Raw genomic sequence first — 17,296 nt, forward strand, 5'->3', positions numbered from 1 at the left:
ATTAGAAAAAGAGCGGAAGAAGTAAGACCTCATTTGGTGGGTTCCTTAGGTTCATAGTAACGGCAACCCTCACACGGCCCACTGGGATTAACAGCACAACGCAGATAGCCAGAACGAGCATTATATCGACAACTGATATCACCAATGAGATAACCTACTCCTTCTAAGTAATAACGATCGCTGGGTTCCGGAGGTCTAGTGTTTACCTGAATCTGCTCCCGAGGAAAATTCATAGCAACACGTCTGAGGTGCGATCGCATTCTTGCCTGGGTTTTACGCATCAACCACAGGGAGAATAGGGACGGCAAGAAACCAATGGCAATGACCAAAAGTGTCCTTAACACCTTCTTTTTACCTCTTGTGTGCGCTTCTCGTCCCTAGTGTTGCATTCTCGTTGTCTGAGAGTGCAACCCTTGGGGCAGTTTAGTTATGGTGGTGTACAAGAGTGGCAACCTAGAAAAATATTCCTGCTACCACTTAGATCAGCATAACTTTTACAGTTCAAACTGTGAGTTTTGTATGAATATTGGTAACTTAAGATTTGTTTACCAATACTATTACTGAGAAGCGCCTTGTATTTGCACCTATCCCATGAGTTGTGGTTGCAGTGACGCGACTATATTATGATTGGATAATTTTTCCGCCAATATTCGAGTTTATCAATAGATATTGACTTGGTAATGACATTCATGTCATTTCCCCGCCAATCAACCTCTGGATCTGTTGTAAAAACACCGCATTCTAACTCCTCTAATTTGATATTCCAATATTCACTAAATCGGTGCTTTAAAGTGATCGCCTGTTCAAATACTTTATTTCTGTGCTTGTTTCTTCTTTTTCTTTCTGTTGCCCCTGTTGCCTCCGTATCAATAAATTTAGTTTCAATTAAAAACAATTTGTTTTGAGATGTAAGGTAGACAAAATCACACTTACCTAAATCTGTATAGTCGGCAATAGGAGACTTTTCAAATAACAGCAATTCAGCGCAGGTCGGAAATAAATTTTTGTTATTCAAAAATAAGTACGCTTGCAATAAGAGTTCCTTGTCATAAGGAAACCCAACAACCCCCTCAAAAAATCTTTTTATTTCTTCTTGAGTTTGGGGTTGAATTTTTTTGCAGTATGCAACAAATTGACCTAGCGCATCTGCAGTCATTAAATATTTGCTCCTTGCCCTGGTTGTTGCATTTATCCTCATGGCATAAAAAAATACCATTTTCTCTAGGAGAGGATCATCCGCATAAGTAACGAAAAAAACTATAAAACCTCTAATAGATAAGCTAAATTACTGATGACGGAGACAAGAGAAAAATATAGCCTATGAACCAATGCAAACATTAGAGATAAAAGCTTGTTTCTTTTTATCAAAAATCAATAAAAGTATTATTTTTTACTTATATATTTTAGGTATTAATAAGCGGTTGTACATGAGCAAGGAACCTGGCGTTTTGCAAAGCCAGAACAGTACTTCTAGAATCTTGCACCCAAAATTGTCGTCCAAAACGGACAAGATGACGAGAGTTCCCAGCCTGGACAATTCCTATTATCGGTACTTTTGCTTTTTCTTTATCCCCTGATTGTTCTTGCAGAATTGTTCGCAAGCGATGCTGTTCTTCAATAGTCGCTGCTTGTTGAGTGCTCAATTCCACCATCACCATCTGTACTGTTTCTACCGGCTCAGCATCTTCAACAATAAATTGAGTTTGGTCGTCTCGTCGATCTACTTTACCCCAAATTATTAATCTGGCATCAACTTGTAACAGTGAACTAATGCGTTCGTAAGATTTAGGAAATGCTACTGCTTCTGATTGTGAAGTTAAATCTTCTATTTGTAAAATTGCCATTGGATCGCCCTTTTTGGTGATCACTTTTTTCACATTGTTGAGCATAACCACGGCACAAATTACTGTATCTTCTTTTTGATCGCTCAGTTGTGAAAGGTTAATTGGTGCTAGGACGCGCGCTGAGTTTCGTATAGATTTGAGTGGATGGTCTGATACATAAAAACCTAATAATTCTTTTTCTCTGCGTAACTTTTCTTGGGGAGGTAAATCAGGAACAGGTTTGGCTTTCGGTGCAATGTCAAAACTGTTTTGAGCTTGATTGTTATTATTAATATTAGAGAATCCACCACCTAATAAATCAAAGAGGTTTCCCTGACCGGTAGCTCTATCTTTGGCACGAGATTGTGCCCAGTCGTAAACTAGGGGCAAGTCGTGAAGTAACTGGTTGCGGTTTGAGTCAATTTTGTCAAAGGCTCCACAATAAATTAGTGATTCTAAAGTACGGCGGTTAACAGCACCCAGATCGACGCGATCGCAAAAATCAGCCAAGGATTTAAACTCATCCCCGCTTTCTCTGGCTTCTAAAATAGAAGCGATCGCACTTTGTCCCACGTTCCGCACAGCCGACAATCCAAACAAAACCTTGCCACCCGCGGGAGTAAAATCTACGCCAGAGCGATTAATATCTGGTGGGTCTATTTGAATACCCATATTGGTACAGGTAGCAATATATTTCTGCACCTTATCTGTATCGCCACTGTTAGCTGTCAACAGTGCCGCCATATATTCCAAAGGATAATTAGCTTTTAAATACGCAGTTTGATATGTTACATAACCGTAAGCTGTGGAGTGAGATTTGTTGAAACAATTGGAAGCTACCAAACCATTTTTGATGACAAAATTATGGTCGCTCTCTACTCCAATGTCATATACGTTCTGTGTGCCTAGCGATCTGCGTGTTACAATTTTCACCATTGTTCACCACTCTATGAAAATCTTTAAAATAAACAAGTTTATAGAATTGTTTGGTGTGGAATACATATTAATCTAATGCAAGCCGCCATCCAAGCTGTTTGTGCGGCTGAAATCAACTGAACAGAAATTATTAAACTGTACTAAAATCAAGGACTTGAGTCACAAAGGAAGCAATTATGGCATCCATCCGCGAGTTGCACAAGCAGTTAGTCACCAAAGAACGTTCTGCCGTAGAAATTACTCAAGAAGCTTTAGACCGTATTCAAGCGTTAGAGCCGAAATTGCACAGTTTCTTGTGCGTAACTGCCGAACAGGCGTTAGAAAAAGCGCGGGCTGTGGATGCTAAAATCGCCGCTGGAGAAGAAATTGGCTTGTTGGCAGGCATTCCCATTGGCATCAAAGACAATCTATGCACCAAGGGAATTACCACTACCTGCGCTTCTCGGATTTTGGAAAATTTTGTACCGCCTTATGAATCAACTGTGACACAAAAATTGGCAGATGCCGATGCAGTCATGGTAGGCAAAACCAATCTGGATGAGTTTGCAATGGGCGGTTCTACAGAAACCTCTGCCTTCGGTTTCACTGCCAATCCTTGGGATTTGTCAAGGGTTTCGGGTGGTTCTTCTGGTGGTTCAGCGGCGGCGGTAGCAGCAGGAGAATGTACTGTTTCCCTTGGTTCTGATACTGGCGGTTCGATTCGCCAACCAGCTTCTTTTTGCGGTGTGGTGGGTATCAAACCAACCTACGGACTAGTTTCTCGTTACGGTTTGGTGGCGTTTGCTTCGTCTTTGGATCAAATCGGGCCGTTTGCGCGCAGTGTTGAGGATGCTGCAATATTATTGCAGGCGATCGCCGGTCACGATCCCAAAGACTCCACTAGCTTGAAAGTTCCCATTCCCGATTACCTCTCAGTCTTAAAACCAGATCTCAAACCCAGAGGACAACTCAGAATAGGCATCATTAAAGAAACTTTTGGTGAAGGCTTAGATTCACAAGTTGAGCAAGCAATTACCAAAGCACTCGATCAGCTACAATCCTTGGGTGCAGAAATTCATGTAGTTTCCTGTCCTCGCTTCCGCTATGGTTTACCCAGCTACTACATTATTGCTCCTTCGGAAGCTTCAGCAAATCTGGCTCGTTACGATGGTGTCAAGTATGGCTACCGTGCTGCTGATACGGAAAACTTAATAGAGATGTACACCCGTACTCGTGCTACTGGTTTCGGTGCAGAAGTGAAACGCCGAATTATGCTGGGAACCTACGCTCTCTCTGCTGGCTATTACGATGCTTATTATTTAAAAGCACAAAAAGTACGCACTCTTATTAAAGAAGACTTTGAAAAAGCTTTTGAACAAGTTCATGTCTTAGCCTGTCCTACAGTTCCCACCACAGCATTCAAGGCGGGAGAAAAAACTGCCGATCCTCTCAGCATGTACTTAGTTGACTTGATGACTATACCCGTGAATCTTGCAGGTTTACCAGGTATAAGTGTGCCGTGTGGCTTTGATGACAATGGATTACCGATTGGTTTGCAGCTAATTGGTAAGCCACTGCGAGAAGACCAGCTTTTTCAGGTGGCTTACGCATATGAGCAATCAACATCATGGCATCTGCGTATGCCGCCTCAAATTTAATCGTTTCTTAATACAGCTTTGCACAAAAAGGTAGCGATTTTATAAACGCAGAGGGGCGCAAAGGTAAGCGCAGAGGGTCGCAGAGTCTTGGTGCAAAAATTTCGCGTACTACCTTATGCAATGTTGTACTTATGTTATTACAAATAACAAATGACTATTGACTCTGGACTGTTTCAGGAGTAAAAGTCACTTGCTTAATACTCCCTAAACCTCCTAAAGGTTTACGTTCGTTATTGTTCGCAGAAATCAATACTGCACCTGCATTTCCAGAGAGTATAGTCAATTGCTTGTTTGCTGTCCAAGTTTTTCGTTCTCCCTTGTTTAAAGTCCCCTCAAACGCTGTTTTGCCATCTGCTTTCACTCGTACCCATGATTCGCCTTGAAGCTCAATGGTTACTTCGACTGGGGAAGCTATGAGGTTAGAAGGGAGTGCTTCCGGTGATGAAGCTGTAGCTGTTGGAGTGGGAGCAGGTGTTTCTGGTGTAGAAGGGGATATTTCTAATGATGAAGCTATTGGTGCTGGAGTGGGAGCAGGTGTTTCTGGTAGTGAAGCTATGGGTGTAGGTACTGTTTTTTCTGAAGAGGCTTTGAGTTTTTGGTTGCTAGCAACAGAATCGGCTGGATTTTTTGGATTGAGTCGAAAAAATAGTAAGAAAGAAGCAACAGCTAATAGTATTACATAGGGGACGACAAGAGGAATATGTATATTTGAGATATTTGAGTTTTGTTTTGAATTCTTACTATCATTACCAGCATTACCAGAGTCAAGAAGGAAAAAATTAATTGCAAAATTTTTAGCTAAAGCTGTACCATCTAGCCCCAAGGCATCTCCATAGCGGCGGATAAATCCTTGAACAAAGACAGGTTCGGGTAAGTCTTCATATCTACCTTCTTCCAAAGCTTCTAAAAAAGCTTGTCTAATCAGAGTTTGAGCTGTTATTTGCTCTATACGTACAGATTTTTCTTGTCGAATCTGTCGTAAATATGCCCCTATTTCCTTGAGTTGCTCTTGTTGAGCCTCATTGAACGACGTCACTGTCATCTCCCAAAATTTACTGAAATCTACTATTTTTTATTTATTAAACTTTTCAATCATAATTTTTTTGATACAAAATGTTAATTGTGAAATGATACAATCGCAAATTTTGGCGACTATATTGTATACATAAATACTCGCATGTTGAGAAGGAAGCTGCAACATACAATACAATTGTTTATTTATCCGCTCATTTGGACTGGTGTAGTTGTAGTTTTAGTTTACTGTGCTGTTTGTATACTGATTTTTTTTCGGCAACCACAATTTATCTTTTTTCCATCCTCAGTAATTGAAACTACACCAGAGTTTTTAAATTTACCTTATGAAGAAGTTTGGATACCTGTAAGAATAAGATCGCAAAAAGTGGAATATATCCACAGTTGGTGGCTTTGCACAAATAAATCCGATGGAAAAGTGCTGTTGTATCTGCATGGTAACGGTATCAATATTGGCGCAAACATTGCCCACGCCAATCGATTTTATCAACAGGGGTTTTCAGTATTACTAATTGATTATCGGGGTTACGGTCGCAGTCAAGGTCGTTTTCCCAATGAAATGCGTGTTTATCAAGATGCTGCCATAGCTTGGGATTATTTAGTACAGCAACGCAAGATTTCACCTAGTCAAATTTTTATCTACGGGCATTCTCTGGGTGGTGCAATAGCAATTGATTTAGCTGTCAAACAGCCAGAAGCTGCTGGATTAATTGTGGAAAGCTCTTTTACCTCAGTTCGCGAGGTAGTAGCTCATCGGAACCTTTTTTGGATGTTTCCTGTCGATCTGATACTGACGCAGCGGTTTGAATCAATCAAAAAAGTACCTAAGTTAAAAATGCCCGTTTTATTCATTCACGGCATTGCTGATTCAATTGTGCCTGCTTTTATGAGTCAAAAACTTTATGCTGCTGCTCCAGAACCGAAAAAATTACTCATAGTTCCTGACGCAGAACATAACAACGTTGCAGAAGTCGCTCCTGCGGAATATCTACGAGCAGTACGAATTTTTGTTCGACAAGCAAGGTAAATTATATGACACATAAAAGCAGATCGCATTTTTGATGCTTGATTAATATATTTTACTAATGAAAACAATAAAATTTTGTATACCAGATGTTATTAAAATCTTTATAAGTAAGTAGACATAATTAAACCTAAAATATCAGTCAGTAAAACCATTTCAGGAAAAGCTTTTTCCCTTCTGCTTTCTAATTATTTGCGAAATGAGTGACTCTGCTTTTCGTAAGTTTCAAAATCTTTTCTCCATACCTCATGAAATTTTTAGAAAAAAATTACAATCCCCTAGGTAGTTAATCTCTGTGCTGTTGATCTCAAATCAGCACAAAATTGATCCCTAATAGTCCGGAACTGTGGGCATAAAGATAGAAGAAATGATACAGATATAACTTTCCTTTGCTTTATTACTAAAAGAGACTTCTAATAATGGCTACCACACCGATGTACTTTTTACAAATTTTGGGCAATCCTACTATTGAAATTTCTCAAGATGACTTGCGATCGCTTTTGGGAGAAATAGAAGCAGAATTGCATTGCTCTCAAGTGTATCGCCATGCCTTGGCTAGTATACAACAATTATTTGGGGATTCGGCAGAACAAGGCAAGATGTTATTAAAAGCTGTAGGTAGAGAAGCAATCGGTTTAGCATTTCGACAACTTGTCCAACAATATCGAAAAGTTGAAAAAACTGTTGAAAAAACAACAGATCATCAACAACAAATAGAAACGACCAATTTTTCACAAGATGTACCACAAGATAATTCCAATGACTTATTACAGTGTTTAACAAACACTAAATTTAATACGAAAATTAACAGAGAAAATACTGGAATAGATAACTTGTCGTCACAAGCTGATTTAGTAGCAAATATAACTAAAAAAAAAGTAATATCCACAGAGAACGCTGCGATCGCGAAAACACCGTTGGCATGGCTCAAGAATAAGAAAATTTCCAAAGCTGAACTAACCAAACAAACAGCATTACAACAACGCGCAGAGTGTCTGCGTCAAGTTGGGCAACGACTCCGGCAGGTTCGCGAGTCTCAAAATCTTTCTCTATACCAACTCAACGTTTACACTCATGTACCTGTGCATCAAATGGAAGCAATAGAGAACGGAAATTGGGAGTTACTACCAGAAGATGTATTTGTGCGCGGTTTTATCCGCGTGATGGGAAATGCTTTGGGACTAAATGGCACAGCTTTAGCCGCTTCTTTACCAAAATCCGAACCAGTAAAATCTATTTTGCCCTCTTGGTATGAGTCTAAAAAGAGTTCTAAGGGATTGGGATTGGAAATCCGCCCCATACATTTGTATGTAGGTTATACAGCGCTTGTGGCTAGTGCCCTAGGAGGATTGTCGATAGTGTCGCAGCAAGGGGATACTAACAGACAGATCAATCAAGATGCGTTTACTACTACTCCAACTTCTTCTTCAGTTTCGGAGTCACTCAAGCAACAAGAACCAACTACTATACCAGGAATCAAGTCTAGTAATGCTGGTATTACTGTTGGGCCTGATATTTCCCCACCGGAGGCGCTGTAGTCAGGGAAACAGATAAAAGATAATCCTCCCAAAGATATTGGGAGGATTATTGGCAGTTGCAGCGCGGTAATAACTATGGAGAGATGGTAGAGCTCAAGACTTTAACTGAAAAACACGCAAAGCTGTAGAAATCAGTGTTAAGAAAATCACGAACCCAATCGCATCCAGCATTGTAGTCACTAACGGTCCACTAACTAGGGCGGGATCGAGTTTCAGACGCTTTAAGCCCATTGGTAACAAAGTTCCGAGAGTGACAGCTACCAGCGTATTTGTTGCCATCACCGTTCCAGCAATTAATGACACCCAACGTTCTTGAGGAGGTGCCCAAATTAGGGAAAGACAAATCATAGTCATACCCAATGCTAAAGCTGTACCTAGTCCTGCCGTAAGTTCCTTACGAAGAATTTTCAGAGTATCCTTGGGTGTTACCTCTCCCACACCAAGTCCGCGGATAGTCACTGTTAAAGCTTGAATGCCAACAGTACCGCCCGTATTGGAGAACAAGGGCATAATTACAGCCAGTACCGGAACCATTGCAATCGTAGATTGAAACGGCGCGATCGCACTAGATGCCCCGATGTACAGCAACATAATTCCAAACAGCCACGGTAGGCGCTTCTTGATTGTCATCAAAGGAGGCGATAAGGCAGCTTCATCTCCACCACTCACACCCGCCAGCTTTTGAATGTCTTCTGTGGCTTCTTCCTCCAGAATATCAACCACGTCATCAATTGTGATAATACCGACTAATCTGTCTTCCCGGTCAACCACAGGTAAAGCGATTAAGTCATAACGCTTCATGATGCGGGCGACTTCTTCTTGGGGTGTTTCCGTTCTGACTCTGACGACGCGATCGCCAGCTATATCTCGAATATAGACATCAGGAAAAGTAAACAGTAACTGCCGCAAGGAAACAACGCTGATCAATTTGCGGTTATCGTCTGTAACGTAGGCGTAGTAAATCGTCTCCTTATCTTCATCTTGCAGGCGAATTTTTCTCAAAGCTTCACCTACAGTCAATCCTTCCCTCAACCGCACATATTCTGTAGTCATTACCCGTCCAGCAGTACCTTCGGGATAGCCAAGAATTGTTGCTGTAGCTTGTCGTTGTTCTGGACTAAGTTGCTGTAATAATCGTCTGACAACCTTCGCGGGCAACTCATCAAACAATTCTGCCCGATCGTCGGGACTCATTGCTTCGATGATTTGTACTACCTGCACATCTTGTAGAGAATTGATTAATTCTTCCCGCACTTCCAGAGGTAGATATTCAAAAACATCAGTCGCCTGATTTTTGTTGAGTAGACGGAATGCGATCGCCCGTTGTTTGCTGGGCAATTGCGTAATGTACTCCCCCACATCAACGGGTTGTAAACGATTTAAATCCCATTTCAGCTGATTTAAGTCAGCGACGTCAATGACAGAATTGCGAACGTCCTGTACAAGCATAATAAACCTCCCAATGTCTCCCCCGCGCTGGGAGACAAGCTCACCAGCTTAGAGGAGGATAGTACTGCCGTCTTGTGGACTTTGGTCCATAAAATCTTAGAAATTCAACATCGATGACCAATCAAGGCATCGCTAGTCATAATCCTAACCCGGAACTAGGTAATCCGGTAGATGCTAAGCGCCAGAGTGGAGATTCTGTGACACTACGCACAAACCATCCACTCAATTGCCCTGATTTTTTTTGATTACTTTGAGTAGATTCTACTACTGCTAGCAATTGTGTCAAGCTCATCTCAGGATTAATTTTTAAACTTTACAAAGACAAAATATCTACTACCTCAGAATGAGTCATTGTTTTGAGATACACAGACACGAGTTGGGCGATTCTACCGTTCTTGAAAGTCTGAATAGAAGCAATTCTTACCATTACCTACCTTAAAGCTTTGATTAAAAATGGTACAAAACTGTTATTAAACAGCTAAATCAGTTCTTTTTCCCGTATCGTGTTTATTTTGATAGTCAATTGCTGATTACTGAGATAACTTTGTTCCGATCGGACTTGTTTATTTGAGTTGTATGTGGCGAGCTATCCAAATTTAGATTTGACATATAAAAAGAGCCAGCAATGCATTTGCTGATGGATTCAGCATACATTTTTATCGTGGCGTTTTTATACCTGAAAAATATGGAAAATATTCTCCTCGAAGAGGAGAATGCTGAACTGAGTGGGAGAGATCTGGCTCTAATTATTGTTACTAGGTTCAACCTGATAACGATGGTGGTGGGCTTGTTTAGAACTGGTGAAAGATGTTAAATTTAACAGTTTTTTGATCAGAGGACAGTCAATATAATTTAGCAAGACTAAGTCCTGATACCTCTAGCAAAGTATAAAAAATTATCTTCCCTCGCTTCTAGCTATTAATCCCTATTTCTAAGTATGGTTTTGGCAAACTAGATTTTGTTGAATAAGCAAGCTGCGACTGCTTATTACCCAACTAACAAGAAATTATACATGCAAATTCAGTCTCACAAATTCATAAATAAACCGGAGAATTATTGCTGTATCTCGCCATTGCACCGCTTGAGCTTTCCATCAGCGTATAATTCCATTGGTACTAGCTCGATTTTGCCGTTAACTTTAATTTGAGAGTATACAACTTTTACTAATGGCGAATTATTTTCGTTATAACGCACAGACATAATTACCCCCTTGTTATACTCTTTCTCCTAAATTAAAGCTTTTAAGAAATCAAATAACTATAACGTTTGACTTATTTTCTATTTCTCTTGCTATTAGAGATAATTTTTATTATTCTAAAATTATCAAAAACAATTAAAGGAATAGTAAAAAAATATACGAATCAGAAAGATTTGGATAAATGGTAAATGCGAGTATATGCTAATAGAAATTAATAACCAATAAATAAATGAAAATTCTTACGCATTTTGCCTTACTTCCTCTTCCTTGTTTTCAAGATAGCTATTAACAAGAGATAATAAGCTCATCCCTTAACCGAAGCTATAGTGCGATCGCCTATTACATAATTTGTTCTGGCTTTGCTTACATAACTAACTTCACAGTCACAGGGTTATTTTCCGGAATCTACTCTCTAGTCAAATCATGAAAACAGCTTCCCAATTGCAAGCTCGCCTAGAGTATTATTATCAGCAAATCAAGACAATTATCTTGGCACGTCAAAATCCGATTACTGGTTTGCTACCTGCAAGTACAGCAATCACAGCCCACGGTGATTACACTGATGCTTGGGTACGTGATAACGTTTACAGTATTTTGGCAGTTTGGGGATTGGCACTGGCATACCGCAAGGTTGATGAAGACAAGGGACGCGCCTACGAATTAGAACACAGCGTCGTCAAACTCATGCGGGGTTTGCTATTCGCGATGATGCGACAGGCGCATAAAGTAGAGCAATTTAAACACACTCAATCACCGTTAGATGCTTTACATGCTAAGTACAACACCGCTACAGGAGACATCGTTGTCGGTGATGATGAATGGGGACATTTGCAACTGGATGCGACATCGATATTTGTGCTGATGCTGGCACAGATGACTTCTTCCGGATTGCAAATAATTTATACTCTTGATGAAGTAAACTTCGTACAAAATTTGGTTTACTACATTGGTAGAGCTTATCGCACACCAGATTATGGGATTTGGGAACGGGGCAATAAAATTAATCATGGCAATGCCGAACTAAACGCCAGTTCCATAGGCATGGCAAAAGCCGCTTTAGAAGCGATTGATGGACTGGATTTATTTGGTGTGCGTGGCAGTCATGCATCAGTAATTCACGTGTTGCCAGATGAAATTGCCCGCGCCAGAATTACTCTAGAATCCTTGCTACCAAGAGAATCTGCCTCCAAAGAAATTGATGCAGCGCTGTTGAGTATAATTAGTTTTCCAGCCTTTGCAGTCGAAGATGTGCAACTGCGCGATCGCACTCGCAACGACGCGATCGCAAAACTCGCAGGCAAATATGGTTGCAAGCGTTTTCTGCGCGATGGACACCAAACCGTTTTAGAAGATACCAAGCGCTTGCACTACGAACCGTGGGAACTCAAGCAATTTGAAAATATCGAATCTGAATGGCCCCTATTTTTCACATATTTAGTTCTGGATGGGCTATTTCGCGGCGATAAAGAACTAGCTAAATATTATCAAGAGTGTTTAGAGTCTTTAGTTGTCGAACGTGATGGCTTGGGTTTATTGCCAGAACTTTATTACGTTCCAGCCGAGTATATAGAAGCGGAGAAACTAGCACCCCACACCCAGCCACGCTTACCTAATGAAAATATCCCCCTAGTGTGGGCGCAGAGTTTGTATTACCTCGGGCAAATGCTAAGTGAAGGATTAATCGCCGTCGGGGATATCGATCCCTTGGGACGACACTTACGCATGGACAGACACCGGGAACGTTTAGTACAAATCGCCTTGCTAGCGGAAGATGAAGATTTACAGGCAAAACTGGAAGTTCACGGCATTGAAACACAAACACCCAAGCAAGTAGAACCAATTCAAATTCGCCAACCCGATGATTTCATCGCCATTTATGCCCAAATTGGACGCAGCGACAAACTCGGTTTAACCGGACGTCCGCCACGTCGTCCCCGGAGTTTGACAACATCCAGAATTTTTCGCATTGGTAACGAAACTGTAGTATTCTTGCCCTCATTTTTAGATTCCCAACAGTTCTACTTAACCCTCGATTACCATTTTCTGATCGCACAACTACGGGGTGAACTTGCTTACATTCAAAAGTATTGGAGCGATTTAGGGCGTCCCACCCTAACCTTAATGTTGACACACACTATGCTAGAAACAGGTTCTGAAGCATTGCTTAACCTGATGCAAGAACTCAAAGATGGTGTTTGCAACGGTGTGCAGGTAAAATTAGGACGACTCAATCAGCTACTCTTAACAGCTGCGATCGAACGACTTGATTTTCTGCCAGAGTTTGAATTTTCCTTGTCTTCAGTCAAAGATGCTAAACCTCGCTGCGCGTATCTAGCCTTCCATCCAGATAAGAACTGGCCTTTAAAGCATACCCAAGAATTCCAGGTGGAGTGCGAAACCAACTTAGGATTGCTGCTTGGTTATTTGCGTTCCTCAGAAAATATTTATGAGCAAATCGAGTTATTGCAGACGTTAACTCGTTTGCAAGGACTAGAGTTTGATACTGGTTTTGGCGGGCCAAATAATCCTGTTACCGTAGAGAATTTACTCGATGAAGTCTACACCAAGGCTGCGGAATTGGGAATTTGGGCGGTTGTGCGTCGTGCAGCAGGGTTGCAGCAGATGGCATACATCGCTTTGTCGGACGTAGTGACGAGTATTGTCGTCCGAGGTAAACAAATCGCAGTCGGTAAAGCTTACAGTGAAGCGTCGTTAATAACTGTGCCACTGTCTCACAGTGAAATTGTTGAGAAAATCAATCATTTTTGTCGAGAAGACATTCGCGATCGCGTTTTGACTCAAGAAATCCTCATTTATCTGAGTACATTAATTAAATCAGAATCCGAACTCTTTAAAGGACTACTCACCCTCAGAGTTGGTTATCTGATTTTGTTGATTACCAGCGAACTAGCACAGGAGTTAAAAGTTACTCAAGATGAGGCATACGAAACACTAATGCAACTTTCACCCTTTGAGGTGAAAACACGCTTACGTCAGGTATTAAGTGAATACGTCGATATGAGTAAGCTATTGCGCCAGCAAGAATCACTGCACGTCAAACAAAAAGAAAGTGATATTGATTGGGTAGTGCAACCAGCAGCGATCGAGGACATAGAAGTACAAGCAGGTGGCTGGCGGCGGTTCCGCCAAGCCGAGGGAGCAACGGGACGCGTGCCAAAAGACTTTTTTCAGCAAGTTTGGCTGTTAATGCATCATTGCAAGGGCTTAGTAATTGGCGATAAACTAGAGCGCCGCAATCGCTTGGATAGTGAGGTGATGATATCGGAGATGACAGCAGGGGAAAAGAATTTTGCCTTGCAAATAGAGCATCTACTAAATAAAATTGAAGCCCCAGAGTACCGCCAAGTCAATATTGAAACATTGATGGAATTAGCAGCGATCGCTTCTAATAACCCAAGCTTGCAAATCGAAGAATATATAGTCTTGGATGTGTTAATCGGTCATGCCGTCAGACTAGCATGGTTAGATAGACATCCGGAAAGGGGCGATCGCTATGATGAGGATAAAGCTAGTGCATGGCCATCGTTTTACAATACTTCTCCTAGAGAATGCGCTAATTATGTTGTGAAGGCATTTAGGTTCTTGACAGAGTTTGTGAAAGATTATTAAACGCAGAGGCACGCAGAGGAACGCAGAGTTTTTTAGATTTCTCTGCGCTTTCAAAATTTTTATTGAGGTGATTTGACTTATGCAAATTTTGGGCAAATTAAGAGTAGTAGATTTTTGAAACGCATAAGTTCAAGCTCAGATGATAGAAAATGAGTTGAGTGGAGTGATTATTGGTTGTGCGATGAGAGTGCATACGATTTTAGGAGCAGGTTTGTTGGAGTCAGCTTACGAAGAATGTTTGTATTACGAGTTGAAGAAAACAGGATTGAATGTTGGCAAACAAATTCCTTTACCTCTGGTTTACGACTCAGTGCAAATGGATTGTGTTTATAGATTAGATTTGAAAGTAGAAAATAAAGTAATTGTAGAGATTAAATCTGTAGAATCGTTGAAACCAATACATTCCGTTCAACTCCTCACTTACCTCAAACTAGCAAACTGTAAACTTGGTCTTCTCATCAACTTTAACGTCCTCCACCTCAGAGAAGGTATAAAACGCATAGCCAATAACCTCTAACTCTGCGTGCCTCTGCGTTCCCCTCTGCGTGCCTCTGCGTTTAAATATTACCACTCAACTGCTGTACAGCCCTCACTAAATCATTAGGTGTACCAATATCTAGGTAACTTCCATCAGCAAACACTTCCGCTGCTACGTGAAAACCCTGTTTAATAGCAGCTTGAATTACATTCCCTATCGGTACTTCTGGCAGCTGTGACAAATTAGAATCTGCTTTAAGAGGTATGAGATACTCGTGCAGAAACTGGGTAAAGGCAGGTGTCCAAACGGCAATACCCCACATATAGCGCAAATCCGACTGAAGCGGCTTTTCAATTATCAGTTTGACTCTACCTGTTTCGTCAAAATCAACCATACCCGCTTTTTGAGGTTGATTGGTAGGAAATAATCCCAAAACCACATCTGCCTTACTTGTTTCAAGGCGTGCTATTACCCGCACATAGGCATCCTCTGGCTGAAATAAAATATCAGGAAAACCCAAGGCTACCACAGCATCTCGGACGAAGGGATAAGCCTGATCCAAGGTGAAAGGTACACCATAAGGCAAACCCATCATCAGATAACCCAAACTCATGGAAAGTATTGCGCCATCGCCAAAATACGCCGGGATATCCCATTTACCAGGACGCAGTATAAAGTATGCCTTATCAATGCCAGCCAGTCGCATTTTTTCTAGTAGATATTGACAAACTACCTTCGGTCGCCAGTTACATTTTTCACCAAAATCTTGAAATCCGACTGGATATAATTCTTTGCTCAGTGGTAAGGGAGAAATGCGTTTTGCCTGTCCACCAGCTGGTAGCAGTCCAATAATTTGGCGATCGCTCATAAGTAATTAAACGGGAATAGGGTTGGGAGAGTGAGAGAGTGGGAAAGAGGGCATTGGGCATTGGAAATAACCACCAACCAACCACTAACCACTAACTCTTGACTATATTCCAAAAAAATATCCCCCTTCCCAAGTAAGGCAGCGATCGCAGCAACAGGAGGGGGTTGTTAATTTTTATGTTGTATTTGTAACTACTTGACAGAAACCGCATCAACATCGACAGTAGCTTTGGAGGTAGCATCCTCAGCTGAATTGGCTGTTTTAGCGTCAATATTACCCCGACGCGCTTTAAAGCCTTCAATCACTAGCCCAGATACCTCAGTTACCAACAACGTCAAAAGAAAAACATCATCAATTTGTCCCACGATGGGTAGAAAGTCTGGAGCGATATCAAATGGGCTGACAAAATATAGCAATGTTCCTAAAATTACCCACCAGCGGTACTTAGGATTGCGAATTACGCTGCGATACCAATTATAAAGTGATTGAACTGAAATTTTCATGACCTTCACCTCTAGTTATTTTAATGCTGACAAATAATTCCTCGAACTTCTTGTGGGAATAACCGCCCTAGGATGTCTGGAAGATGCTACCAGTTGCCTATTACTACATTATTTTCTATAGAAGTTAAACGATTATAGAAGTTTGTGTATTCATCTCTGGTATTAAAATGCTTTGGAATAGTTGCTCGGTGAATAGACGGAGGAAACCTAAACTGTGGATATTTTAGATATATTTCGCAAGGTTGGGCCAGTAGTATGGCCGTTGCTTTTCTTCTCAGTGTTGTCGTTAAGTGTGGTTTTAGAGCGCCTGTGGTTTTGGTTGCGAATTTTGACCCAGGAAAAGGAAACTGTCGATCGCATTTTAGAAGCGGCTCGTCAAGATTGGGGAATCGCTGCGGACATGGCTAGACAGGCAACAGATCAACCGATAGGCAGATTTCTTTTTGCCCCCTTAAGCCTGCCGAAAAACAATGCGGAATTATTTCGACTGGCACTGGAGTCAACTGCGGAAACCGAATTGGCTCAGATGCGGCGGGGCGAAAAAGTTTTAGAACTTGTAATTGCTGTGGCTCCTCTGTTGGGATTGTTTGGTACAGTTTGGGGTTTAATTAGGTCTTTGGAATCAATTCGGATTGGAGATTTGGGAACAGAAGCCACAGCGGGAGTAACTACTGGTATTGGCGAATCTCTGTACAGTACAGCGGTGGGGCTAGCAGTTGCCATTTTCAGCTTGATATTTTACCGATTGTTTCAAGGTCTGTTAGTCAATCAAGTCAAAGTATTTCGCAAGGCAGGGAATGATTTAGAAATGCTTTACTTGCAGTCTCCAGCTGATTTAAGCAATAGTAAGCCAAACAAGGCGCTACCTCAGGGTGTTGTCCAGGATTCTACGGGAGAAAATTTTATTCCTCGACGCAAGCGAACTCAAAACAGGTTTTCCGATCCTCCAGAAATTTCCGAAGATACATCTGATTCAGACAAATAAATCAGTGCAGATAATTCTAGGAAAAATGCACAAAAAAATTGGTTCGTAGTGAGCTTTAAATTACCCACTACGAATTCAGGGTAAGAGCATCTCAATCAGGCTTGACACAAGGAATCAGAAGAATCTAAAGTGTTGCTAATGAAAAAACAATTGAGAACCTGAACCATATAATTGTTATCCATAGCAGTGCGTTTC

Annotated in this window: 15 protein-coding genes; 6 read left to right on the forward strand and 9 right to left on the reverse strand. The window is 41.2% G+C overall.

The window, feature by feature from the left end:
- Positions 1-29 precede the first annotated feature (29 nt).
- The 3 genes from HXY43_RS12445 to HXY43_RS12455 all read right to left on the reverse strand — a co-directional run bounded on the left by HXY43_RS12445 (position 30) and on the right by HXY43_RS12455 (position 2,759).
- On the reverse strand, positions 30-344 hold the full coding sequence (locus tag HXY43_RS12445) for a DUF6464 family protein (RefSeq protein WP_026731007.1): 315 nt from the start codon (positions 342-344) through the stop codon (positions 30-32).
- 272 nt (positions 345-616) lie between these two features.
- A complete protein-coding gene (locus tag HXY43_RS12450; RefSeq protein WP_290883515.1) occupies positions 617-1,156 on the reverse strand; it encodes a hypothetical protein in 540 nt (179 codons plus the stop codon).
- A 247-nt stretch (positions 1,157-1,403) separates the two neighbouring features.
- Entirely contained in the window at positions 1,404-2,759 is a 1,356-nt protein-coding gene (locus tag HXY43_RS12455; RefSeq protein WP_290883516.1) for an OB-fold nucleic acid binding domain-containing protein, read from the reverse strand.
- Positions 2,760-2,935: 176 nt separating this feature from the next.
- On the opposite strand from HXY43_RS12455, the gene gatA reads away from it, so the two are divergent.
- Entirely contained in the window at positions 2,936-4,396 is a 1,461-nt protein-coding gene (gatA, locus tag HXY43_RS12460; protein ID WP_290883517.1) for an Asp-tRNA(Asn)/Glu-tRNA(Gln) amidotransferase subunit GatA, read from the forward strand.
- 154 nt (positions 4,397-4,550) lie between these two features.
- Here gatA and HXY43_RS12465 read toward each other — a convergent pair whose 3' ends face one another.
- The gene (locus tag HXY43_RS12465; RefSeq protein ID WP_290883518.1) at positions 4,551-5,438 is read right to left on the reverse strand and encodes a RodZ domain-containing protein; all 888 of its coding nucleotides are present in this window, start codon (positions 5,436-5,438) and stop codon (positions 4,551-4,553) included.
- Between the two features lie 135 nt (positions 5,439-5,573).
- On the opposite strand from HXY43_RS12465, the gene HXY43_RS12470 reads away from it, so the two are divergent.
- Together HXY43_RS12470 and HXY43_RS12475 are read left to right on the forward strand one after the other, a co-directional pair.
- Positions 5,574-6,455, forward strand: coding sequence for an alpha/beta fold hydrolase (locus HXY43_RS12470; protein ID WP_290883519.1), 882 nt, complete (start codon positions 5,574-5,576; stop codon positions 6,453-6,455).
- A gap of 416 nt (positions 6,456-6,871) precedes the next feature.
- Positions 6,872-7,990: a helix-turn-helix transcriptional regulator gene (locus tag HXY43_RS12475; RefSeq protein WP_290883520.1), complete on the forward strand. Its 1,119-nt coding sequence runs from the start codon at positions 6,872-6,874 to the stop codon at positions 7,988-7,990.
- Positions 7,991-8,083: 93 nt separating this feature from the next.
- Here HXY43_RS12475 and mgtE read toward each other — a convergent pair whose 3' ends face one another.
- From mgtE to HXY43_RS12490, 3 genes are all read right to left on the reverse strand, one after another.
- Positions 8,084-9,439 (reverse strand): magnesium transporter, encoded by a 1,356-nt coding sequence (mgtE, locus tag HXY43_RS12480; protein ID WP_290883521.1) that lies wholly within the window; start codon positions 9,437-9,439, stop codon positions 8,084-8,086.
- 136 nt (positions 9,440-9,575) lie between these two features.
- Positions 9,576-9,731 carry a hypothetical protein gene (locus HXY43_RS12485; protein ID WP_290883522.1) on the reverse strand — a complete coding sequence of 52 codons (156 nt, stop codon included), beginning with the start codon at positions 9,729-9,731 and terminating at the stop codon, positions 9,576-9,578.
- A 761-nt stretch (positions 9,732-10,492) separates the two neighbouring features.
- Positions 10,493-10,639 (reverse strand): hypothetical protein, encoded by a 147-nt coding sequence (locus HXY43_RS12490; RefSeq protein ID WP_290883523.1) that lies wholly within the window; start codon positions 10,637-10,639, stop codon positions 10,493-10,495.
- Positions 10,640-11,060: 421 nt separating this feature from the next.
- On the opposite strand from HXY43_RS12490, the gene HXY43_RS12495 reads away from it, so the two are divergent.
- Positions 11,061-14,267, forward strand: coding sequence for a glycoside hydrolase family 15 protein (locus HXY43_RS12495; RefSeq protein ID WP_290883524.1), 3,207 nt, complete (start codon positions 11,061-11,063; stop codon positions 14,265-14,267).
- Between the two features lie 139 nt (positions 14,268-14,406).
- Positions 14,407-14,784: a GxxExxY protein gene (locus tag HXY43_RS12500; protein WP_290883525.1), complete on the forward strand. Its 378-nt coding sequence runs from the start codon at positions 14,407-14,409 to the stop codon at positions 14,782-14,784.
- A gap of 40 nt (positions 14,785-14,824) precedes the next feature.
- Here the strand turns inward: HXY43_RS12500 and HXY43_RS12505 are convergent, their stop codons facing one another.
- Positions 14,825-15,613, reverse strand: a complete 789-nt coding sequence (locus HXY43_RS12505; protein ID WP_290883526.1) for a sugar phosphate nucleotidyltransferase — start codon at positions 15,611-15,613, stop codon at positions 14,825-14,827.
- A 191-nt stretch (positions 15,614-15,804) separates the two neighbouring features.
- Positions 15,805-16,116: a YkvA family protein gene (locus tag HXY43_RS12510; protein WP_290883527.1), complete on the reverse strand. Its 312-nt coding sequence runs from the start codon at positions 16,114-16,116 to the stop codon at positions 15,805-15,807.
- A gap of 214 nt (positions 16,117-16,330) precedes the next feature.
- Here HXY43_RS12510 and HXY43_RS12515 point away from each other — a divergent pair, with 214 nt between their 5' ends.
- On the forward strand, positions 16,331-17,101 hold the full coding sequence (locus tag HXY43_RS12515; protein ID WP_290883528.1) for a MotA/TolQ/ExbB proton channel family protein: 771 nt from the start codon (positions 16,331-16,333) through the stop codon (positions 17,099-17,101).
- The last annotated feature ends 195 nt before the right edge of the window (positions 17,102-17,296 follow it).

The sequence above is a fragment of the Fischerella sp. genome (assembly GCF_013388695.1).
Lineage (GTDB): Bacteria > Cyanobacteriota > Cyanobacteriia > Cyanobacteriales > Nostocaceae > PCC9605.

Excerpts from the sequence above, each read along its gene's own strand:
- HXY43_RS12455 (WP_290883516.1), bottom strand. The coding sequence starts at position 2,759 with ATGGTGAAAATTGTAACACGCAGATCGCTAGGCACACAGAACGTATAT.
- HXY43_RS12485 (WP_290883522.1), bottom strand. The coding sequence starts at position 9,731 with ATGAGCTTGACACAATTGCTAGCAGTAGTAGAATCTACTCAAAGTAAT.
- HXY43_RS12505 (WP_290883526.1), bottom strand. The coding sequence starts at position 15,613 with ATGAGCGATCGCCAAATTATTGGACTGCTACCAGCTGGTGGACAGGCA.
- HXY43_RS12450 (WP_290883515.1), bottom strand. The coding sequence starts at position 1,156 with ATGACTGCAGATGCGCTAGGTCAATTTGTTGCATACTGCAAAAAAATT.
- HXY43_RS12475 (WP_290883520.1), top strand. The coding sequence starts at position 6,872 with ATGGCTACCACACCGATGTACTTTTTACAAATTTTGGGCAATCCTACT.
- HXY43_RS12500 (WP_290883525.1), top strand. The coding sequence starts at position 14,407 with ATGATAGAAAATGAGTTGAGTGGAGTGATTATTGGTTGTGCGATGAGA.
- mgtE (WP_290883521.1), bottom strand. The coding sequence starts at position 9,439 with ATGCTTGTACAGGACGTTCGCAATTCTGTCATTGACGTCGCTGACTTA.
- HXY43_RS12465 (WP_290883518.1), bottom strand. The coding sequence starts at position 5,438 with ATGACAGTGACGTCGTTCAATGAGGCTCAACAAGAGCAACTCAAGGAA.
- HXY43_RS12470 (WP_290883519.1), top strand. The coding sequence starts at position 5,574 with ATGTTGAGAAGGAAGCTGCAACATACAATACAATTGTTTATTTATCCG.
- gatA (WP_290883517.1), top strand. The coding sequence starts at position 2,936 with ATGGCATCCATCCGCGAGTTGCACAAGCAGTTAGTCACCAAAGAACGT.
- HXY43_RS12495 (WP_290883524.1), top strand. The coding sequence starts at position 11,061 with ATGAAAACAGCTTCCCAATTGCAAGCTCGCCTAGAGTATTATTATCAG.
- HXY43_RS12490 (WP_290883523.1), bottom strand. The coding sequence starts at position 10,639 with ATGTCTGTGCGTTATAACGAAAATAATTCGCCATTAGTAAAAGTTGTA.
- HXY43_RS12510 (WP_290883527.1), bottom strand. The coding sequence starts at position 16,116 with ATGAAAATTTCAGTTCAATCACTTTATAATTGGTATCGCAGCGTAATT.